The organism is Leptospira congkakensis (genome assembly GCF_004770265.1).
Classification (GTDB): Bacteria; Spirochaetota; Leptospiria; order Leptospirales; family Leptospiraceae; genus Leptospira_A; species Leptospira_A congkakensis.
This window is the reverse complement of the sequence record NZ_RQGQ01000002.1, coordinates 25,754-48,778: the sequence shown is the minus strand read 5'-3', so window position 1 is coordinate 48,778 and position 23,025 is coordinate 25,754. Positions and strand designations below refer to the sequence as shown.

The following is a 23,025-nucleotide window of genomic DNA, read 5'->3' as shown; positions in this document are numbered from 1 at the left end:
ACACTCCTTAATGGTCCGAAATAAATTCTTGCTTATGGGGCCTAGAGTCTATCTAATAACCTGCAATCCATGTTGACCATTCTTCGTAAACAATTGAAAAACAATAGTTTCTTCCTTTGGATAACAGTCCTTTGTTTTGTACCTCTTTTTTTGGTCGGAAGATTTCCTGAATATTTTTATCGGGAATATGAAATTGGTTATTTTTTGGTTTTTCATAATATAACTGAGATCTTTAGCGTCATTGTATCTTTTTCTATTTTTGGTCTCGGTTATTATTCCTATTCACAAAGTGGTAACGCCAATACTTTATTTTTGGGACTGGGTTTCCTTGTGGTGGGATCCATTGATTTTATGCATACTCTCGGGTATACGGGGATGCCTGATTTTATCACTCCAAACTCAGGCAATAAATCCTCGCAGTTCTGGATATTCTCACGATTGATTACAGCGATTGTGTTATTTGTTGCCATCTATATCAAACCAAATAGAAAATATAAACTAATACGAGAAAATCTTTTGGTTTGGTTTGCCCTCCTTCTTGTTTTGGTAATTTTTCTTTTGGTAATTGTGTTTCCCGATTGGATACCTAAAACTTATGAACAAGGAAAAGGGTTAACAAGTTTCAAAAAGAATGCTGAATATGCAATCATCGGGATTCTCTTCTTGTCATTTTTTGTTTATAAAAAAACTACTTTTTGTACTTCGAAGAAACAACTTCAGTATTATTTGGCAGCATTTGTAGTTTGTATATTTAGTGAGATGGTTTTCGCTGTATACACTAGCGTTTATGATGTATATAATGTGATTGGTCATATTTATAAGATAGGTGCTTTTTATTTAATTTTTAAAGCAGTGTATATTGCTGCGATTAATGATCCTTATAATCAACTAATCGAATCCAATGGGCTTCTCTCCAAGGAAGTTGAAGAAAATAAAGTTTATGCAGAGATGATTAGAAAATCATTAAAGGAAAAAGAAAATCTAATTGCGGAAATATTTCATAGAACCAAAAACTCTATTCAACTAGTTCGTTCTATTCTGATGATTCAGGCATCAGACTTTCCTGATGACAAGAATATCCAGTCGATTGTTGAAGATACTTCGATAAAAATTCAAACCATGTCTTTGGTGCATGATCATTTATATGCCAATAATGATTTGAGTGAGATAAAAGTTTCCGATTATTTACGTTCTTTGGTTGGGATGGTGCGTCAGGTTTACCCACCTTCTGGAAAAGAAATAAACATCAGCTTTCAGGTAGGGGAAGGGACTTTGCTTCTGGACACCGCCGTTCCTCTTGGGTTGGTTTTTACTGAATTACTTTCGAATAGTTTTAAATATGCATTTCCAAATGTTCGAGTTGGAGAGGTAGCCATTTGGTTTTCTTTTGAAGGGAATGTATGTAATCTTGAATATAGTGATAATGGGGTAGGTTTACCTGAGGGATTTGATTTACTAAAACAAAAGAAGTTGGGGTTGAGTTTGGCAAAAATTATTGCGGAAAAACAAATGGAAGGAACCTTGAGTATCGACGGTACTCAAGGTTTTCGAATGAAACTTAGTTTCCCTAATAATTTATACAAGAGAAGGGTTTAGTTCTTCCCTTTTGTTTACGTATTCTCTGGAAAGTTGATACCAAACATTAGATTGTGGAATTCCTGGTTTTCGTTTTCCAAACATCTGTAAAATTAAGTATCCTTCGTTGTCAAAAACTTCCACGGAGGTGACGGTTCCGTCTTTCGTTGGTTTGTCGACTATGTATACGGATTCGATTTTGTCTGTTCTTAGATGTAAGTTGAATTCAGGGTCTAAAACATTAAACCAAGGACCCATAGGTTCTAGTTTTTGAATTTTCCCTGTATGAATTTGAATCATCCCTGGATTTCCAACAAAAATCATAATATCTAGTTCGCGTTTACTGGCTTCTTTCATAAGATCCAAAAAATTTTCAGTGGATATTTTGAATGAAAATTTACCATCAGCAGCTTTTAGTGAAAATTCACGAGAGTATTTAAATTTTCTTAATAATGAAAAGAAATCGTGTGTGTCTTCAAGTTTACTCCACGCATCTAAAAATTCTGGGATCTCTTTTGGATCATCAGTTTCTGTTTTGGTATTTGTTACATTTGCAGGAGTCGTAAACACCTGGGTCTCATCAACAAACTGGGTTTTGAGTTTTTCCCAACCATCCACTGACGATTTTTCTGTTTGGTAAATTTTGTGAACAGCTTCTCCTTTGGAATCAAAAAATTGAAAGCTGCGCATGATTTCGTTTTCTTTTTGGTCTTCTGCATAAAAACCATACTTCCAATCCTTTAAAAAAATACGAAGGTCTATATCTTCTCCAACAGCAAGTGCGGTTTGTCCATTTACTGATACATCTTTGTAGACTCCCTTCCTTTCGTGAACACAAGATTCGTTTCTTGTAAGTGCCATTACATAACCGAGGCTTGTTGTGTTTAACAAAAACTCTGCCCATTCTGGTTTCAGTAACTTTACAGAGGATCCGATTTTTGTAGCAAGAAGTTCTGCTTCACTTACTTTTAGATGTTTTGCTGCATCACGTATTCTGAGTTTGGGCATTTCTTTTGTTAAATTTTCCCATTGTTGTTTTAAGTTCTCATTCATATTGTTTCTCCTATGATTTCTGGAATGATAAAGTTGCCTTCTGGAGCATTTAAAATTCTTGTTTTGATTCCAAATGCTGTTTCTAAATTTTCAATCGTCAATACCTCGTTCGGTTTTCCTGATTTAACAATACTTCCTTTATGGAGTAAGGTTACTTTGTCTGCGTATTGAGCTGTTAGATTTAGATCGTGTAAGATCATAAATACTGCGTAACCTTGGTCAGCCATATGCCTACAAATGTTGAGGGTTTTGTATTGATTGGGAATGTCCAAAGCAGAAACAGGTTCATCTAAAAATATATAACGAGGAGGTGTTTCCCAAGCTTGTGCTAAGATTCTTCCGAAGTTAATTTTTTGTCTTTCACCGCCGGATAGGGTGGCATAGTTTTGTTCTCTTTGTTCGATTGAATCTGTAATTTTTAAACAAGTTTGAATAATCTCTTTGTCTCTGGTAATATCCGTTGTGTGCGGATGGCGACCAAGAGCAATCACTGCTTCAGAATGGATCGGAAACGTAATGGTTGTTTCTTGGGTGAGAACTGCCCTCAACTTTGCCAAATGACTTTTGGAATATTCTTTTAATTCGATTCCATCTAAATAAATGTTTCCTTTTTTTGGGGTTATATCTCCGCATAACATGTGAAAAAGGGAAGACTTTCCTGCTCCATTACGTCCGATCAGTACATGAAGTTCGCCAGGATGGATTTCTAATTCAATGTTAGAGAGGATTTTTTTTGATCCTATCGAATAGTCTATGTCGATTGCTTGTATTGTCATGTAGAGTGCATCCTTTTTCTAATCAAACTAAGAAAGAATGGGGCGCCAAGTAGGGCTGTTGCGATCCCCACCGGAATTTCAGACGGAGCGATAATCACGCGACAGATGGAGTCGGCAAAACACAGTAATCCTCCACCCAAAACGTAAGTAGTGATGAGAAGATAACGATAGTCTTGTCCAATCGCAAGTCTGACAATATGAGGGACTGCTAATCCAACAAATCCAATGTTTCCAACGATCGAAATACATGTACCTACGCTAACACCAATCAAAAGTATGATGGAAGTTTTTAATATTTCGGTTGAAATTCCAAGATGAGTTGCTTCTCGTTCTCCAAGAATGAACACGTTTAATTGTTTGGCGATGAAAGGGCTTACAAGAAGTGGTAAAATAAAAAAGCAAGAAAACGATTTTAAGATACTCCAAGAAGCGCCACCTAAACTTCCCATATTCCAAAGAGATAAATTTCTAAGTTGTGCTTCGTTTGCGAAGTAACTCAGAACTCCAATCGCAGAAATACAGATAGCATTGACGGCTATTCCTGAGAGTAACATGGAAAAAACATCTGTTCGTCCTTTTGATTTTGCAAAAAAGAAAATGATAAAGGAAAACAGAACACCGCCGATAAAAGAGAAAACTACAACGCTCCAAATGGAATGTAAAAAAGGAATAGAACTTCCGAGAACAATGGCAATGGCTGCAAAGAGTGCACAGCCAGCGGTGATACCAATAAGACCGGGATCAACTATGGGATTTCTAAAAAGGCCTTGTGCTAAAGCACCAGACCAAGCAAGTGAACCTCCTACCATAAGTCCGAGAAGGATTCTTGGTAGGCGAAGTTCAAAAAAAACTCGAGACTCTATTGTATCAATTAGAAATAGATCTTTCCAATGAATCTCCATTGCTCCGAGAAATGAAGACGTTATCGCAGAAAAAATAGTAAAACAAATGCAACAGATGATAAAAAGAAATTTTTTCTTCATTCAAACTGTTTCCATCTATCGTTAAGTGTTTTTAAAATAATAGGAAGTCTTGGACCAAAACCAAGTAGAAGTAAATCATCAACTAGGATTATATTTTTTTCTTTTCCAGCACGAGTGAATTCCATTCCATTGATTTCCCAAATTGCTTTTTCTCCACCGAATCCTTGTGCCGATTTTTCTGGCATAAGAATGATGTCTGGATTTGCTTTTGCAAGGGCTTCGCTAGTGAGAGGTTTGTATTCGGAAAATTCATTGATTGCGTTTTTAGCTCCAGAAAGTTCAATCATAGAATGAGCTGCTGTTCCCGTACCACCGATAAAGACGGCGCTAGGGTTTCTTGAATAAATAAATAAAACCTTAACATTGTTTTTAGTAATTTTTAATTTTTGAATTTGTTCTCGAATGGATTTTGCTAAACTCTCTGCTTCTTTTTGTTTGCCGAAGACTTTTCCAATCTCTAACACGCGATTGACGGGAGTTTCTAATTTAAATTCATCGGGGAATAGTAGAACGGGAATCCCCGCATCTTTTAAATTTTGAATCGTTGCTGGTGGTCCTGCCGATTCTAAACCAATAATTTGAGTTGGTTTTGTGTTTAGAATCCCTTCGGTAGCTAGTGTTCTTTGGTAACCAACATTGGGAAGAGTGTGTGCTTGTTTGGGATAATAGGATGTTGAATCTACTGCAACCAATTGGTTTTCAAGTTTAAGCGCATAAAGAATTTCAGTGACTGTCCCGTTTACAGAAACAATCCGGTGAGTTGTTTCAGAAAGTAAGGAAGAAGTGTTCAGCAGAAGGGATAAAGAAATCATCCCGAGAAGACGTGGCGAATGGAATCGAATCATGGGGCAAGAATCGAAGAGAGTCCGTCGATGTCAATCTTAAAAGAGAATGAGTCTCAATGTAGTATATTTGGCTTCATTACTGATTTTGCACGACTACTGTAGTTGCTTAAGCGACCGGATAACTAAAGTTACTTACCTTTTCGTATCAATGGATAAAGAACCTCGATTCCAAACAAAAGTTCTCCTTAGAATGTTCTGATGTGATTGCTATTGGGGTTGATTTTGGAAGGAGCGGGAGAGGGGAGGAGCTGGTAAAAAGAAAGAGCGGTTGAATTTATTGAGACTAATTCTCAATTATTCCCTTGACAGAAAACGGCGTTCTCGGAATTTGAGAATCAGAATCAATAAATTCGGGAGAACAGCTATGAACAAGCTCAACAAATTTACAATATTCGCCTTGGCATCATGCCTTAGCCTAACACTCATTTCCTGTGAACAGGAAGACAGCAAAGATAATAATAATTCTGTATTACTCGGTCTATTTACATTTGCCGAGGGAGCAAAGTCTTGTGAAACTCCTGGTAGCACTTTGACATTATCAACTCCGATAGAAATTTGTAATCCTGCCGGAGGAGCTGGTGTACATTTTGTGATCCACAATCTCTCTAATGCATTTAGTCATAGTGTGATTTTTTCTGGTGGGTACAAATCGAAAGATTATGCGTTAAACGGTCCCACTGCTGGGAACGTTTTGGTAAATAATTTTAATGCATTTCAATTTTGGATGTATGATGGACGTTCCACTTCGGGATCTCCCGCTTCTGCGATTCGATATGAACCAAACTATGCGGCTTCTGCTGCTGTAAGAGTTAACACAGGTTTAACTGCTTCTGAATTGCCTATCGCTGTAGTGACAGATGCTCAGTGTGATGCTTTTCCTGGTGCGGCTGCAAATTGTAAAGTGAACAAAAATGGTGGTGAAACCAAAACTTTCTGTTTAGATGTAACACAAACAACTTCTGGTCCTTCACGCATTACACTTTGGTTAGATGGAAAGAATGGTGCTAGTTGTAGCGACAAAACTACTTTGAATGCAGGGAATGCAGTACTTAATAAACTCCCTACAGATTTTGCAAATAACCTGTCTCCTTTAGATACTCGCAACTTTTATTTAGCTGCAGCTCCAGCGGGAACTAATTCTGGTTCTGTGAGTTTTAGTAAAATTACTGTTTCTACGGAAACTGCTATTAAATAAAGAATCTACTTCTTTAGGATAACCATGGGTTATATCAGAACATAAGTTTGGGTGTGGCCTGTGGTTTTATATATTCTACCTAACGGCAAGAGGTAACACTTATGCATTTTCAATTAAATAATAATCTATCTCAGAACATCTTTCGAGGGTTCTTTCTTCTTTTGGTATCAACATTTTTTTTCACATTTTGCCAAGAGAAAGAAAAATCAGATCAAACAAATCTTTTGCTCCTTGGAGCAATCGCTAATACAAGTGCTTCTCCATCTACTGTCTGTCAGACGAATGCAGACGGAACAGTTGAAACAACAATGCCTGTAATTAAAAAAGGAACCTTTGCTCTTTGTAAGCCGTCATCCGGTGCTGTTCGCCATTATAGAATTGAGGGGTTGAGAATAATCGGTGGTCATACGGCAGTTTCTTTGTATGTGGGTTTACCTGAAAATTATTCTGCTGAGGTTAGTCGAAACGGTACCTTGTCAGCAGGACAATTTGGGATGAACTTTTATTCGGGAAGTGGAGTCGGTGGGTTTGTTCCTGGATATGCGTATGCAAATTTTGGCCCGACGGAACCTAATATTAAAAATTTAACTTCCAATGGCAATAGTACGGCACCTACGCCACCAACTGTTGCAGGAACTTCATTGATCAACTTTATCGACCAAGAAGTGGATCTTTGTTTTGATCTAACTTCTACCGCACCTCCTCGTTTTACAGTTTGGGTTACGGGTAAAAACACTGCAAATTGTAAAACTAGAACCAATTTGACCACCGGCAATGCTTTGTTAAACGAAACTACTTGGACTGGTGGGGATCCAGCGCTTGCAACAGGATTCTCTTTCATCGGACTCAGTGCTAATTCGGGAATCTCTTTTTCTAAAATTGTAACTTCAACACAATTGGCAGTTCCATAGGGCAGGTATCAAAATGAAATTTCAAAAAATCTTCTCATTAAGTATGTTTTTATTTTTCTCCTTTGATTGTGCTCCCACAGGAAAATCTGAGGAAGGTTCTACGGCGCTTATGCTTTTGCTCACTGATGCTGTTGCCGCTACCGATGGAACAACTATCAATGCAACATCTACTACGACTTGGGTACATGTAAATTTAAAAGCAAATGCAACGATCGTTAGCGAATCAGGTTTGTGGGATTTAAGATTCAAAAGATATAATATTGGAACGAATAGTGGGACAAGTGGGCCTCGTAATGGCGGTGCCTGTAACACTGGTTCCACAAATTTTTCTGCAGAATACTCCGGTTCAGAGTGTACGAAAGTTGTGGATGTGCAACTTTCTTCTAGCGGTGGTGGTCCTATCTCTGGATCTACGGAAAGTATCAATCCGGTAATTGCAGCACCATTGGATCTAACTCCTATGCCTACGGGATATGGGACTTGGTATAGTTATTCAAATACCATCCTTACTGCAAAACCTGATGTTTATATCATCACGGGTGAAGACGACTCAAAATACGTTTTACAAATGTTAGATTATTATAGTTCTGCAGGAACTTCTGGTCATCCAAAGTTCCGTTGGCGAAGGCTTTGAAATGCTCGTTTAAGGCTTGGTTGATGAAATTATTATGTTTTGATTTTTTTAAAAAATCTTTTGTTCCAATTTATTTGATGGGAATTCTATTGATTCCAATTTTATTCCCGTCGTATATATTTTCTCAAACTACGTCTCCTGAAAAGGAAGGCAGGTCACCTGAGACTAAAGTTGAAAATGACGCTGCCAAACGGTCTAAACATGGAGAATCTGGGAACCAACCAAACGAAGTAAACAGTGATCGTTCGAATGTAATCACTGTTACTGGAACACGTAGAAGAAATCTCTTAAAAGATTCAACGATCACCACCGAAGTGATCACAAGAAAAGATATTGATGCAATGGGTGCTAGGGACCTTTCGCAAACATTAGGAAATGTTCCTGGTATTGAGGTCAGACCTGCGCAGACAGGAGAAAGAGGACAAACAGTTCGATTACAAGGACTCTCGGCACAAAATGTTTTAATTCTTGTGGATGGGCAAAGGACTACTGGTCGATTTAGTGGATCCATAGATCTAACTCGATTCAAAGCGGAGGACATTGAAAGAATTGAAATTGTGAAAGGGGCATCTTCTGCAATTTATGGTTCTGATGCTATTGCTGGTGTCATCAATATCATAACAAAAGAAGCACAAGATCCATTGTATGCTGAGTTCCGATCTCTTGGTGGTTCTGGTAGTGAGAAGTATTACGGGCCTTACATGGAGTTTCGAAACTATGCGACCGTTGGTGCAAAGAGCGATAAACTATCTACTCTTTTTACTGTTGGTTGGCATAAAGGAGAAGGATATGATCTAACTCCTGATGCAACTCCAGGTCCAAGAAATGGACGGTATGCATCTTTGGCGCCAGGTTACAATCCGTATCCTGCAAACACTTCGATTGCCAATAGTTATTTGTTAGCAACTAGGTTGCCAAACTATTCGCCGCCATTAGAATCAACATCAGGAAGTGCATTCAATGATATGAATCTTTCCAATAAAACTGTTTATCGTGCAACAGATGACCTAACACTCACAGGTCAGTTTTACTATAGACATCTGGATCAGAGTGCAGTTGATGCTTCCCCTCCGCGAACGGTATATGATCGAAGAAACAAAACACATGACTTTATGGGTGCATTCAATGTGGATTGGGTTGCAAGCCAAAAAATCAACGTGAATCTAAATGCAAATTATTCAAGATTCCAAGATTTATATACAACAGATCAAAGAAAAGCCGATGACTTGGACTCTCAACAAAGAACAGACAATGCGGTGACTGAGTTTAGATCTAGAGTAGATTATAAGTTTTCAGAAAATCATGTAACATCTGTTGGTGCAGAAAACTTACAAGACCAAATTTCATCAGCACGTATCGCTCCTGACTGCCGCAGAACGTATCCAAACATTTGTATGGAAGACATTGATCCCTTATTAACGAAAGGCCAAACCATTAACGGGAATGCATATCGATTTAGAAATGCATTTTATGTGCAAGACGAGTGGCGAGTTTCTGATAAACCTAGGATACAAATTGTCCCAGGAGTTCGTTATGACCATGACTCTATTTATGGGGGAGAGTGGCTTCCTAAACTTGCTATCCGATATGATGTAACAGATCAATTTCGTTTTAGAGCCGCAAATGGGTTAGGATACAGAGCCCCAAGTTTTCAAGATTTGTATTTTAACTTTCTAAACCCAGGTGTTGGGTATCGTGTTGTAGGAAGTTCAAATCTCAAACCAGAACTTTCAAGAAGTTACAACTTTGGTTGGGAGTGGGATATTACAAAAAGGATTTGGTATAGTTCAAATCTTTTTCACAACAACGTTGATAACTTGATTGGCTTTAGAACAAATCCGGCTCGGGATTCGTCAGGCCTGATGGTTTACCAAACATCTAATTATCAAAAAGCAACGACACAAGGTATTGAGTCTTCAGTGAATATTCGCCTTACTGAGATCGTATCAACTAGCGTTGGTTATACATACACTGATACAAGAGATGAATTGACCAAGTTACCTCTTGAGGGTAGGGGGCCACATCGTTGGAATTTTAGCATTCGTATTGATGAAAAATCTAGTGGATTATCGTTGTCTGTGTTTGCAGTTGTATTTGGAAAACAGCCTTATTATTGTGTGAAAAATCCTCTTTGGTGTAATCCGGATTTACCAACTACCTTCGATGGTTTGGAAGCTGCATTAAACAGTCAGGCACAAACTAACATATCAAATGCGTTTGGCCAACTTCCAACAGGTGTATCTGATTATTGTGCAGAAAACAATTTGTCCTATTGTACAACCGGTGTTACTTATGGTTACCGAATGGTAAACCCTCATACAAATTTGAATTTACGTTTGTCTCAAAGATTTTTAGGACATTTCCAGTGGTTTGTTGGTGTAGACAATGTTTTGGATGCTTGGGATTTACAATACAACCCGCAAAGGCCTCGGTTTTTCTATTTTGGTATGGATGGTAAGTTTGCTTTTAGTGAGGTGAAACTCACACCTGCTGAACCAAAGATCAATTAAAAAATCCTTTAAATTTTCTTTCGGCTCCTGATAGAATTCAGTATGCAAACTATCTATCTTGCGGGCCCGGAAGTTTTTTTGCCAAATGCTGTAGAAGTTCTTACGAAGGCAAAGGCTCTTTGTTCTACCTATGGATTTCAGGCTTTCTCTCCCTTTGATGGTGAAGTGACAGATCAAAAGTTACTTGCTAAAGCAAACCAAATTTTTTTAGAGAATGTATCTTTAATTGATCGGTCTGATATCGTGATAGCAAACTGCTCTCCTTTCCGCGGTGCTTGTGTCGATGATGGCACTTCTTTCGAAGTTGGTTATGCTTATGCAAAAGGAAAACGTATATTTGGGTATTTAGAAGACAAACGTTCCCTTCCTGAAATTGTAAAATCTAAGATTTCAACCAAACCACATGATTCTGGTTATATGATTGACGAGGATGGATATTTGGTGAATGAAGATTTCGGCAATAGCATCAATTTGATGTTGGAGTTTGCTATTTTACACTCTGGAGGCAGTTTGGTATTGGGGAATTTAGAATCGGTATTAAAATTTCTAAATACTTGATCATAATTGAACACCAGTATTTCTTTTTCTAAAAGTTTCTAAACCTAAATTCCAAGTTTGGTAGTCTCCCATTAGGATCACTTTCTTTTTCGCTCTTGTGACAGCGGTGTAAAGAATTCTACGATTGAGGAGAGGAATTTCTTTGGAATCAGAATCTAAAGAAAAAATAGGAGGGAGATATAGTAAGATAGTATTGTATTCGGAACCTTGGCTTTTATGGATCGTCAGAAAAAAAGCAGGTTCGTGCTCAGGTAAGGTATCCAAAGCAAAAGAATACAATCTATTTTCTATAGGAAACACAGCTCTTAGTTCGGAATTGATTTTTAATACAAGACCAATGTCTCCGTTAAAAAGTTTTCTGATTTGATCGTTTCTTTTGATAATGATGGGCATACCTTGGAAGTAAAAAGATTTAGCTAAATGCCTGTATCCTATGTTATGCTGATCCGTAACTTGTGAAGTGAGTTGTTTTTTCGCAAGATTTAGAATTCTTATTTGCAAGGATTCAATTCCATAATAACCTTTTCGTAGAATAGTCAAACATCGATATTCGGAAATTAGTTCCTCTAAACTTTTTTTATTTTGAGGATTGGTGAGATCTTCTTGATTCCATAAAAATTCTACTGTTTTTTTTGCAGTGGGTAAAAAGAAGTCCTTCCATAGGAAATAAATCAGATCATCTGCCTTCCAATCTTTAAAAGGAGTTTTATCATTTTGTTTTGGTGTGTCTTTCTGCAGCCAAATAAAATCATCTTCTGGTTGATCTTGACTAGGTTCTCGTATGTCTGGAGTAGGGAAGTGAAGATTCATACTTGTATCTTCAAATGAATTTTTTACTAGTTCCGCAAATTTACTGAACTTAGAAGATGCCGAAGACCGGTGATTGGTTTTTAGTTCGGAAATAAGCTGATTTTTTTTTCTAAATTCGTTTATTAAATCTGCAAGAACTTCTCCTTGACCAACAGAAGGAAGTTGATTCGGATCACCTAACAAAATCAGTTGAGTTCTGTCGCTAATAGAATCTAAAAACAAATTCATCAATGTCAAATCTACCATGGATGTTTCGTCCATAATGATTAAGTCATATGGTAAATATCTATTGCTTCCATAGTATGGTTTTGGTTCATCAGGAAAGATCTTTAAAAGGCTGTGAATCGTTTGTCCTCGTAAGGAAGAAACAAGGTCACTTACATCAGGGAAAAATGACAAATTTTTTTGGACAGATTCTGTTAGGCGCTGAGCTGCTCTACCTGTCGGAGCTACTAACGCAATTTGATTGACATTCGGTAAAATTTCTAATTCGTCTAAGAGTTTCAATATAAATGAAACAACTGTTGTTTTTCCTGTCCCTGGTCCACCAGCAATGATTCGAAAAGAAGAGGTGACAGATTCCATAACAGCTTGTTTTTGTTCTTTCGCAAGTGTTTGTTTGAAAAATGTTTCCAGGCGAGAAATCATTGTTTCTATTTTTGTTTCATTGAACTCTTTTGATTTATTTTCTCGATTTCTGATCAGTTCTTTGATCCTAGATTCAAAATGAAGTTTTTGAGTGTAGGTTTTTTGAAAGAAAAGTCTTTTTTCATTTTCTATCGTTTCTATATGAAACGGGAACTGGTTTTGAAAATTATTTATCGAAGGGGAATCTAAGGACGATAAATAAAGATCTCCATTTTGATTGGCCTCGATTAGTTTTGAAATAACTCCCTCGTGGTCTTTAGAGATATGGGGGAAGTGTCTCAAAATTTCTTCTGTGATTTCCAAATAAGACATTTCTGTTTGTTTCATAAATATAATTTCTCCAAACTCAAAGAAGCATCGTGAATATAGGAGAGAATTTCTTTTCGTATCAGTGTGAATGTATCTGAGTTCCACTGAGATTTGGAAGTTTTAAGATCCGAATAGATACCTGAATTTGATTCGATACCCATCCCACGAAGGAATAAATAATAAACTCCACCAAATTTATCTAATGCAAGTTCTTTGCCATAAAGCGACGTAAGGTAATCGTATAAAATCAATGCATATACAGATTTTTGAATTAAATATCCTTTTTCAATGACAGCAGAAGTGACAGCATCGGCATCATAGTTTTCATTTGGCAAAAGATTAGATTTATAATCAGCAATATAGTATTTTCCGTTTTTACAAAAAACTAAGTCAATGGCTCCTTTTAAATAATTTTCGAATCCGGGATTCAGTTCTATATTCGAACTTTCCAACATTTTTTGTACGTATAAATGAAACTTTAGTTCGGATGATCTTTCTTCCGGTTTTAGTTCAAGTAGAGAAAACGTTTCCCCGTCTGCTAGGGTGATTTTTGCTGACATAGCTCGTTTTAAAAGTGCAACTACAATTGAATCTAAAGGTTCCTCTGCATTTAATGGAAGCCTGATAGGATACTGTCTCATTGATTCAGAATAAGCCCAAATCCAAGAAGGATGTTTTAAAATGGCTTCTTTCGTAAGTTCAAATATCGAAAAATCGCATAACTCTAGAATGCGATGTAAAAAGTTCCCCACTTTCGAGCTGGAAGGAAGTGCGGATTTTGATTTAACGGGTTCAGATTCCAAAGTTTCTTCAATTTCTTTTTGAGGTTCTTCATTTGTTTTGCTAAGAGTACTTTGGGAAGTTTGTAAACTTGTATAACTATGTTGTAACAAAATCCTACCCGCTTTAATTTCCGTAGGGAGGAAAATAAAGGTTTTGTTTGTTTTTTTCGTAGGAGCCGTTTTGTTTTTTTCCTCTGCTAATTCTGAAAGGCTCTCATCTATTCCGTTCCGAAACAAAAAACAATTCCCTTCATTTTTTTCTGTTAGAATGGATTCTTGGATTCGTTCTAGTTCTTTGAATAAGGTACTTCCATATCCAGTTTTTTTTGTAAAATCTGAGCCCCAGGATATTTTTGGAAGATACAATCTTAGATTGGGTCGCGTGAGTGCCACATACAATAGGCGTTTTTGTTCATTTATAAAATGAATAAATTCGTTTTGTTTGCCTGTTTTTGAATCCCATAAATTTAAAATCCACCTTCTTTCTGTTTTGTGGTTTTCTTCAACAAGTGTCGGATACTCATAATCTTTTAAACTTTGTGGCCTAGTTCCAAAGTAATATAAAAAAACGATTGGCCATTCCAATCCTTTGGAAGCATGTATGGTTAAGATTTGGACTGCATCATCTTCTGTTTCTCGATCAAAGAGAGGTTCTTCTTCAGGTGAGGTTCTTTTTTGTTTGAGTTCTCGCAATTCATCAAGTAATTCTTGGAGATTTGCATTAGACTTGATTTGAAATTCAAGTAATCTTTGGAAAATTTGTCTATAGTTGGTGCGTTTTCTTTCCCATTCTAGATTTTTGCTTTCATGATTCCAAAGTACTTTTGTTTCATCCATTACAGATCGAAAAAAAGCAGCATATCGATTGTCACGAATGAATTTTAGCCAAACATCAATTAAAGATTTTTCATAAGAATCAATGGAGTGTTCATTGTATTTGGATAAATCTTCTGATCGAACACCAAAAAGTTCCGAAAAAAGTAATCTTTTATAAGATCTAGAGTTATTTGAGTTTATCAAACATTCTAATAAATTTTCAATCTGGTCTGCTTCTCTTGATTGAAAAATACCTCTTTGTTTGTATATGGAACAAGGAATACCCGCTTTAGATAAAACTTTTTCGACAAGTTCGGTTTCGTTTTTGCTGCCACATAATATTGCAATGTCTTTTAGTTTAACCAGATCTGGTGTAGTTTGATCCTTTTTGAAAAAAGATAATGATTGCTCTTTTTTTTGAAAGGAGAGGATCTCGTTTTTAATTGATTCCGCCCAGTTGGTTCTAGCTTGGCTAACATTAGGAAATTTGTTTGGGTATTGAATTATATGAATTCCATACTCATCGGAATTTTCATAACGATATTTAATTTGGGTGGTATCGGGATGATTTACCGGATGGTATTGGTAGTTTTCTTTTGCCGAACCCGGTTCCTCGATTGGGAAAAAACTAGTTTCCCCCAAGGGTTTTGTTTGATTATGGAAAAGAAGATTTAGTCCATTTACAATTTCTTTAGTAGAGCGATAGTTAGTTGATAAACTTGCTTTAGAATCGGGAAAATCATTGGCAGCTTCTAGATAAATTCCAATATCTGCACCTCTAAATCCATAAATACTTTGTTTTGGATCACCAATACAAAATAACATTCGGTTCTCATCTTTCGGATCCATAAAAAGAGAACGAAAAATTTGGTATTGGTTTTTGTCCGTATCTTGAAATTCATCCAAAATACAAACTTGGAATCGTTCTTTTAGCGATTTTATGAGTGATGGATTGGGGGAAGTCACGACGGATTCATGTACTTTAAGAATCATTTGGTCATACGTAAGCGCATCATTAGTTTTCAATTGTGTTTTTGAATCTTCTGCCAATCGAAAAACTGTTTCTTGTAAAAACCAATTCCCGTCTAAATCAATTTCGTCGAAGGGAAATATTACTTCAAGTAATGGAATTATATTTGCGATTTGAGATTGAACTTTGAGAGATTCGCTAGTTAATTTTTTAACTATATTTTTCCCGGTTAACAGTAAATAGGAGAACCCTTGGTAAACCACACCTTCTGAAGTTCTTTGTAAACTTTCAATTTTTTGTAATTCGGTTTTGAGTGTTTTTAAATCTTTTGAAGTAAGTGCCGTAACAAAATGAGTTAAAGAATTCCAATTCTCGATCCATTTGTTTAATGTTCTTTTATCTCCTTGTTCTAAGATCGATTGACCAATAGGCCCAAGTAAAGATTGTACAACCTGTTCTAAGGTCGGCAGAATTTGTTCTAAATTTGGTGAAGTGATTCTTTCTTCTAGGGTTAAACTTTTGGGGAAATAATAGTTTTTGGTATCGGAAAGAAGTTTGGATACAGCAAAACTAATCGATGATTCTTTTTCTAAAGCTTTTGATTCGATTAGGATTTTTGCGAGTTCTTCTGTTTCTTTTCCTCCCCAATGGTTTCGTTTTAATTGGTAAAAACTATTTTTGACAATTTCATCTGTGTTTGTTAGTCGAAAATTCGGGTTGTTTTGTGTTTCGATTGGGTATTCTTTCAAAACCATATTACAAAACCCATGTATGGTTGAGATGGTTACTTGATCCAAATCTCTTAAGTAACGATAGAATTCAGGTTTTTTCCCATCGTCCGAGAGATCTAAAATTTTTGTTTTGAGTCTCGCTTTTAGTTCTCCTGCAGCTTTTTCTGTAAAAGTAAGAATTAGAGTATTTAGAATGCGATTTTCAACAATGTTGTTTTTTACGTCAAATTCCATTATCTCACCTAACATTTCCATGATGAGATGAGTTTTTCCTGTTCCTGCGGAGGCTTCAATAAATTTGGGTTTCGAACTTAAGGGATGATTCATTAATTAGAATCCTTTTTTGAGAAGAGGCACGAGGATTTCCCATATGGAGCGGAGAGAAAAATTTTCTAATAAAACTTTTGTATATGGAGAAAGTTTCATTAACTTATTTTCGAAATGTAAGATAGTATCTGATTCCTCTAATAAAAAATAATTCCATATCTGATCCATGATATCTGGATTTTTTTCAATTTCTTCCAAAGAATGTTTTGCGAAAAATATATTTAGACCCGCGTTGGGTATGTATTTTGGAGATTCATCCGTCACTAGCGTATAAACAGAATTTAAATAAGATTTTGCATCAGATTCAGTAAAAGCAGAAAAATCTAAAAAACTTTCGTTTTTAAAATCTCGAGAATTAGAAGGAATGACTACAAGTTTTTTTCCAATACTTCGAAACAAACAAGCGCTAATTAAAATATGGGCCATTTTGCCCAAATAATCCTTTAGGTATTCGTTTGGTGGTTTTGGTTTATCATACAAACTTCCAGAGTAAAACCAATAGTAAATACCTTCTTTTTCAATTAGCGTTTCCCATTCTCCAATAATGTTACAAACATCTGTTATACTGTAAGGATTTAGTTTTTTACAATTTCGTAAGCCAGTATCTCCTAAAGATACGGCGTTTAAATAAATGGAAGAGTATACTGATTGGAATAATGAATCTTTGAGGATTCTAAATCTTTCTGAAATAGAGGTTAGTTCTTCTAATAGAACTTCTGAAGACACAATATGAAATGCTCCATAAGGGAACTCAGCTTCTTGTTCTTTTTTAGTTGTGTATTCGTTCAAATAGGTTTGAATTTTATTTCGATCCCAATTCCAATCTTTTTCTGCTACCAATGATTCTGCGAATAAAGGAATAAAAACTTTTTTAATCGTAAAAATTTCTAAACGGTTCAATCGAAAAGGTTCTTCTTCTAATTCCTCTTCATCTTCCCAAGTGGTGCCTAAATTTTCAGATAGGGAAGTTAAAATTGGATTTTTGAGACCATTCGCCAATTGGTGTACTGAGATTTCCATTTGTACTTTTTGATTTGCCTCTGATACAATTAATGAATCTGGATTTGTAAAGTTTGGGTTTAATAATGATTTTTCTGTTTCTCTAATATCTTTGATATTCCTAACATAATCAAAAGATGGAAATTGGTTCTCTTCATAGAATCGACTATAGGATGTTAAAGGGAGCTCCACTGCTTTTTTGATTTCCATAGTGGTCATCACTTCAAAGAGAGTAGAACATGGTTCGAACTCTTTGTCTTCCAGGGTATTTTTACCTACATAGGAAAATGTAATACTTTCTTCAGCAGAAAGAATGGACTCCCAAAAAAGGGACTCTTGGATTTCTCTCCGATTTAGATCCCAAGGTTTAGAATCAAATCTACGTAAATTAAATCTAGATCGATCAACCGATCCTGGAAATTTCCCTTCTCCAAGTCCCGCAATGTATACATGTAAAAATGGAATGGGACGCATTGGTTGTAATAAAGAAACAGTAACACCTTCGGTTAAATAATTACCTCTATGCATAGGTATATTCGAAAAAACTTCTTCTGTGATTAGAGAAATCATTTCTAAAAAATCTTTTGTATTGTTCCAATCGTGATTACACCAAGGTTCGATAGCACGTAACCATTGATTGAAAAAATTTCTTTCGTTTTCCAATTCACCTTCAAATTGAAACAACTGTTGGAATAAAATTTCAATTGATGAAAAACGATTTTCCTTTGAGGTTTTAATGACCTTGTCGGTTAGTTCAATTTGAATATATTTAATTCGGTGCCACACTTCTACGAATTGAATGATGGTTTCATTAGAAGAAATAGCCTTTGTAGCTACCTGTATTTTTTCCCAGGCGTTGTTTTCATCTGCAATCATAGATACAACGGCTCTTTTCAGCCCGAACGAAATTGTATAAGGATTTTCTTGGTTTCCTTCTTCATAAATAGAACCAAGAGAATGAATCAAATCTAATATTTTTTGAGTATTTGTTTCTTCGTCATTGTCACTTGTCCCAGCGATCAATGAATTTTTAAATAAAATATGAATATCATCTTTTTCGAATCGATCATTTGTAAAACATCGAAACAAGGTAGATAAAGCCGAATAAAGTTTGGATGTATCTTTGGCAACTAAGTCCGTAATCGAATATGGAATTTTTAGCAAATGAGGTAGGGAGTCTTTTTTTTGAGATGTATAAATGCCACCATCAAACACCCATTCTACGGCAGAACGGTAGTCATTCATGTTTGGTACAAGAATTGCAAAGTCAAGTAAATTGAGTTTGCCCTTACTCAAACTAATTTTGTTGAGCATATCATGTGCAATAGATTCTAACTCGCGGTACACTGAAGGAGCATTCCAAACTCGAACTGTTTGGTCTTCCAGATAATTGTCTGGTTTTGGTGATTCTTCTAACAAAAACGCTTTTAGTTTGGACAACATCCCGCCACTAACAAATTTTGATTTTTGTTTTGAGTACTGATCTTTCGAAAATTCTTTTGCTAAATAGGATTGCGGTTTGGAAAATTTAGATAAATAGTTTTTTGTTTTTTCAGAATTTTTTCCTATCGTTTTCCCATTGTGGAACTGATAGATATGAACTACTAAATTGGAATTTTTGGATGATGTAGTTTCTTTTAGAAAATCAATGTAAGTTCCTGATAAATTTGATAAACAAAACAAATGTAAATTACCATTTAATGGTAACTTTTTTCCTTCTTCTAGGTATCGGAATAAGTTTTTTGGTTTAGAGGAGTCTTTATAAATTTCTGTATATAATTGTTTTTCTAACTCCCAATATGGATCTTTTTTTAATTCATCGGGAATAGATTTGTTTTCCGATCCGATTCCAAGCCAATCTTTGATCCACCCTTCTCTATTTAATTCATAATCTTTAAAATATTTCGTTAGTACATCGGAAAGATAATATAACTTGGGAATTTCTTCTAAATAAGTTTCAATTTCAGGAAAATTTTTTAAGATAACTTTTTGTTTTTGATAGAGTAGAGAAAAACATTCTTTTTTTAAGGTATCATATTGATAAAGAGAGGATTGTTCTTCGTAAGGTTCTATATTCAAAGATTGGAATATTATTTTTAGGATGGCTTTTTCTAAAAATGTAAACTCTATATTTAAAGATAAATAAGAAGTATCAAATTTGGGTAAGTTTAGCCTTAACCAAGGGATAAGATTTTGATTAGGTACCACAACTAATGGGCGTTTTAGTGGATTTTCTTTTTGATTTTCCTTAATTTGTTTCCCAAGTTCGGTGGTGATATCTTTTAAATGGAGGCCAGCGTAATAATGTATCGGCAACGGGGTTCCCTTTTCCTAAATCATACTGATTCTCGGCTTTGTACGAACCAAGTCCATTCTTAATCAAGTTTGGATTTAGGAAAATGAAAAGAGTGGGGGCGCCATTTCCGGCTATCCGCTGCAATCTTTCGCAAGGATGCGAAAGGATTTCCGCTACTATCCGGGGCGTTAGAATTTTTTGTTTTTTTAGAAAAGACGGGAGAGGAAATCCTCTCCCAATTAATGAACTAACGATTTATAGGTGAATTTATTTACATTTCAAAACTATCATTGACTCCGATCATTCACTTTCAAAACGAAGAGTGGATGCTGTGGAAGTGCTATGTTTAAAAGTTGTCGTGTATAATGAAACTGGTTTTGGGACTGCATACATTGGATCAATATTGTCAATCGCAAGAGCAAGGCGACTTCCTACTGGAAAATCATGAGCTACTGCTTGTAGATCAACATTAAGATCTGTATCTTTTCCTTTGACACCAAATAGAGTTGCTGTTCCGTGAGAAATCAGTTTCCCCGTTCCCCAAATGTCCACCTCATACAAATACACGACAACATGAGGTGCTGTGTCTGAACTATTAATTCGACCTTTGTAAAAAGTACGCCCGCGTATTTTAAGAACACTCGTCAATGCGTCAGAAATATAAACCATCGCATTGGTGCGGTCAATCAAGTTGACATTTGTAGTCACAGGTACAGACACTGCTCCATCCAAAATTTCTGATAAAAGGGGAACACCTGTTGTGACACTTGTTCCGCCTGAAAGAATGGTATCGTTTCCGTTGGTTGTATTCGCAGTAGTGGTGATTTTCCCAGGAGTGAGAAGTCCCATCGGTCTCAAATGATAAGTCCTTTCTACTTTATTTGGATTTGGCCAAGCCGAGTAGTTAACTCTTGCCGAAGAAAATCTTTTTTGAATGGAAACTTTTGGTTTTGTCATGATTCCATTTTGGATTCCTTTTAACCAATAATCAAACCAGTCATAAGCATTGGTCCAAACATAGTTATCAAGACCAAGTACACCGCCGATTTCTGCAGTAGCATGAATTCCATTATTCAAATCCAATTTTTTAGGTACAGTGAGTTGTTCAAAGTAAGGAAGGATTTGGTTTGGTTGGAAAAGATTATCTTGTGAGTTATTAGAAATATAAACGGGTTTACCTGCGGCATTAAGAGCGTTAACTGCACTATTAGGTGAACGTTCACTTGCCCAGGCCAAAACAGTCGCAACATCTCTTGTATCAAGAAGTTTGCCAAAGTTTTCTGCAATGATTGGATCCATTCTCCCAGTGATGTAACCTGCTGTAACTAAAAGTAATCCCCACACAAGTCTTGGAGTTTGGTTTCCGTACAATGAATCTGGTAAACTTCCCCAACCACTCATCGCAACGGCTGTTTTAATTCGAGGTTCTTTGCTGAGTCCTAGGAGAGAAATTCCTGCACCATAAGAAATTCCCGCAATACCAATGTTCGCCGGATTTACTGGAGCAATGGCCAATAGAAAATCAATTCCTTTGGAAAGGTCTTGCATATCTTTTGGTCCAGCAACGTTGATCAGTCCACCTGAAGTTCCAAAACCCCTTGTGTTGTAACTGAATACTACATATCCTTTTTTAGCAAGTTTTGCAGCTGGAACAATATATTCATATTCATTCAGTGCCCAACTGTTAACAAAGATCACTGCAGGGAAAGGACCTGTTCCTGATTTTGGAATGAAGAGGTTCCCCGTAATTTTGACACCATCATTACTTAAGAAAGAAATGTTGTCGTTGAAGGAAAAACTTCCGTCATTTTCTTTTGCAAATGCAGATTGGATGTTTCTAACATTTGCCGCATTACTTAATTGAAGAGCTTCTGGTGAAGCAGTTGTACTGGAATTGGATCCGTTTAACACACCAAGTACGGCTGCGTTGTCTTTTGAGTTTTGGTTTCCATTTTGTCCACAAGCCACAAGAAGGAAGACCCCAAGTGGTAAAAGCAGACGGTAGATTTTTTGCTTTTTCATAATTCGCCTCTGAATTGCCTCAAATTTACCATGAATACGACCAATTGGCGTCTAAGATGGCGATTTTGGACGATTTTTTGGGTCTAATATCATGATTTTGTACTAATTCTTTGTACGAACGGCTCCCAAAGTGTTGACGGATCCGTGCATATTGTCCGAATTTTGCAACATGTTCGAGTTTTTCGGTTCATGGCTCCAGTTCGGAGCCTGGTATCATTTCATTTTAGGAATCGGTATCCTAGTGAAAGAAAAGGGTTCTAAAGGTTTCCCCTTTGCTATGATTGCTGCCTTTTCTGGTGGAACTTTGATTTTTTACGCCTATCGCTTGTATGTTGGATTCGAATTTGAAACTCCTATCTTGAATCATGGTTACGTTCCCATTATTTTTTTGATTCCTGGGAGTATGCAGTACACAATTGAACAATTTCTAAGTTCAGAACCTATTCCTTTAGGTGGGTTAAAACGATTGTATCCTACTTTTTTTGTGGTTCTCCTCCTGCTTCTTCTACAATGGATTGCTCCTCATCTTCTTTTACAGTCGATGAATCAAAGTTTTGCGGGAGCTCCATTCTCCATACCCGAAATGATTTCTGCAGTTGGATGTGTTTACTGGGTTGGTACTTTTGTGTGGATGATTTACCAATATAGAATGATTCTCTATCGTAATCCCAACAAAGAAGCAAAACTAGGTGTTCAAGTTTTAGGAATGATTTTAAAGGGAAATATTACTTTTGCTAGTTTTATCTTTCTGAGTACGTTTCTTCGTTGGCATACAGGAATATATTTTACAGCAGGACTTGCCACGCTTATGGCAGTCATTGCTTTTATTGGAACAGAAATCAATCATCAATTGTTTAAGGACCTTTTACCTGAACTTCGGCAGTCGTATCGAACTTCTCGAATTCTAAATTTGAATTTGGAAAAGTTAAAACACGATTTGGATACTTTATTCGCGGTAGAATTTGTTTATCGCGAAGAAGATTTGAACTTAGCATCACTTGCCGAAAAATTAGGAATCAAAGATTACCAACTGAGCGAATACATCAATGCCTATCTTGGTATGAATTTTAATCGACTAGTAAACGAATATCGTATTGCAGAAGTTTGTAAACTAATTGAAGGAAACCCAAAGGCAAATTTATTATCCCTCGGTTACCAAGTAGGTTTTAATTCCAAAGCCAATTTTAATTTAGCCTTTAAGGCATTCAAAAAAGTATCCCCCAGCGAATATGCGAAATCTGTTGGCAAAGGGTAAAAGCAGGTATGGTCCATCGG

At 36.3% G+C, this 23,025-nt stretch carries 15 protein-coding genes; 7 read left to right on the top strand and 8 right to left on the bottom strand.

The annotated features are described in order from the left end of the window. Positions 1–69: 69 nt before the first annotated feature. Entirely contained in the window at positions 70–1,596 is a 1,527-nt protein-coding gene (locus EHQ70_RS00905; protein ID WP_135583103.1) for an MASE3 domain-containing protein, read from the top strand. Here the strand turns inward: EHQ70_RS00905 and EHQ70_RS00900 are convergent. Genes EHQ70_RS00900 through EHQ70_RS00885 form a run of 4 tightly spaced genes read right to left on the bottom strand, consistent with a single transcriptional unit; the run spans position 1,576 to position 5,232 of the window. Beyond that, the gene (locus EHQ70_RS00900; protein WP_135583102.1) at positions 1,576–2,628 is read right to left on the bottom strand and encodes a hemin-degrading factor; all 1,053 of its coding nucleotides are present in this window, start codon (positions 2,626–2,628) and stop codon (positions 1,576–1,578) included. The two genes, EHQ70_RS00905 and EHQ70_RS00900, sit on opposite strands and share 21 nt — an antisense overlap. Further along, on the bottom strand, positions 2,625–3,404 hold the full coding sequence (locus EHQ70_RS00895; protein ID WP_135583101.1) for a heme ABC transporter ATP-binding protein: 780 nt from the start codon (positions 3,402–3,404) through the stop codon (positions 2,625–2,627). The genes EHQ70_RS00900 and EHQ70_RS00895 overlap by 4 nt, the downstream gene beginning before the upstream one ends. Next, complete coding sequence (locus EHQ70_RS00890; protein ID WP_135583100.1) at positions 3,401–4,387, bottom strand: FecCD family ABC transporter permease; 987 nt, start codon at positions 4,385–4,387, stop codon at positions 3,401–3,403. Before EHQ70_RS00890 ends, EHQ70_RS00895 begins: the two co-directional genes overlap by 4 nt. Then, positions 4,384–5,232, bottom strand: a complete 849-nt coding sequence (locus EHQ70_RS00885) for a heme/hemin ABC transporter substrate-binding protein (protein ID WP_135583099.1) — start codon at positions 5,230–5,232, stop codon at positions 4,384–4,386. Before EHQ70_RS00885 ends, EHQ70_RS00890 begins: the two co-directional genes overlap by 4 nt. 364 nt (positions 5,233–5,596) lie before the next feature. On the opposite strand from EHQ70_RS00885, the gene EHQ70_RS00880 reads away from it, so the two are divergent. The 5 genes from EHQ70_RS00880 (at position 5,597) to EHQ70_RS00860 (ending at position 11,040) form a co-directional block, all read left to right on the top strand. Beyond that, positions 5,597–6,427, top strand: a complete 831-nt coding sequence (locus tag EHQ70_RS00880) for a hypothetical protein (protein WP_135583098.1) — start codon at positions 5,597–5,599, stop codon at positions 6,425–6,427. 101 nt (positions 6,428–6,528) lie between these two features. Next, complete coding sequence (locus EHQ70_RS00875) at positions 6,529–7,338, top strand: hypothetical protein (protein ID WP_135583097.1); 810 nt, start codon at positions 6,529–6,531, stop codon at positions 7,336–7,338. Positions 7,339–7,351: 13 nt separating this feature from the next. Then, a complete protein-coding gene (locus EHQ70_RS00870) occupies positions 7,352–7,972 on the top strand; it encodes an HmuY family protein (RefSeq protein WP_135583096.1) in 621 nt (206 codons plus the stop codon). A gap of 23 nt (positions 7,973–7,995) precedes the next feature. Continuing rightward, complete coding sequence (locus EHQ70_RS00865) at positions 7,996–10,482, top strand: TonB-dependent receptor plug domain-containing protein (RefSeq protein ID WP_476737599.1); 2,487 nt, start codon at positions 7,996–7,998, stop codon at positions 10,480–10,482. 42 nt (positions 10,483–10,524) lie between these two features. Further along, positions 10,525–11,040 carry a nucleoside 2-deoxyribosyltransferase gene (locus tag EHQ70_RS00860; RefSeq protein ID WP_135583095.1) on the top strand — a complete coding sequence of 172 codons (516 nt, stop codon included), beginning with the start codon at positions 10,525–10,527 and terminating at the stop codon, positions 11,038–11,040. On the opposite strand, the gene recD is transcribed toward EHQ70_RS00860, so the two are convergent. From recD to EHQ70_RS00840, 4 genes are all read right to left on the bottom strand, one after another. After that, on the bottom strand, positions 11,041–12,825 hold the full coding sequence (recD, locus tag EHQ70_RS00855) for an exodeoxyribonuclease V subunit alpha (protein ID WP_135583094.1): 1,785 nt from the start codon (positions 12,823–12,825) through the stop codon (positions 11,041–11,043). Beyond that, entirely contained in the window at positions 12,822–16,433 is a 3,612-nt protein-coding gene (locus EHQ70_RS00850; RefSeq protein WP_135583093.1) for a UvrD-helicase domain-containing protein, read from the bottom strand. The genes recD and EHQ70_RS00850 overlap by 4 nt, the downstream gene beginning before the upstream one ends. A 3-nt stretch (positions 16,434–16,436) precedes the next feature. Further along, positions 16,437–19,748, bottom strand: a complete 3,312-nt coding sequence (locus tag EHQ70_RS00845) for an exodeoxyribonuclease V subunit gamma (protein WP_135583092.1) — start codon at positions 19,746–19,748, stop codon at positions 16,437–16,439. 280 nt (positions 19,749–20,028) lie between these two features. Further along, positions 20,029–21,750 carry an alpha/beta fold hydrolase gene (locus EHQ70_RS00840; RefSeq protein ID WP_135583091.1) on the bottom strand — a complete coding sequence of 574 codons (1,722 nt, stop codon included), beginning with the start codon at positions 21,748–21,750 and terminating at the stop codon, positions 20,029–20,031. Between the two features lie 169 nt (positions 21,751–21,919). Between EHQ70_RS00840 and EHQ70_RS00835 the strand changes: the two genes are divergently transcribed. Further along, on the top strand, positions 21,920–23,005 hold the full coding sequence (locus tag EHQ70_RS00835) for a helix-turn-helix domain-containing protein (protein ID WP_135583090.1): 1,086 nt from the start codon (positions 21,920–21,922) through the stop codon (positions 23,003–23,005). The last annotated feature ends 20 nt before the right edge of the window (positions 23,006–23,025 follow it).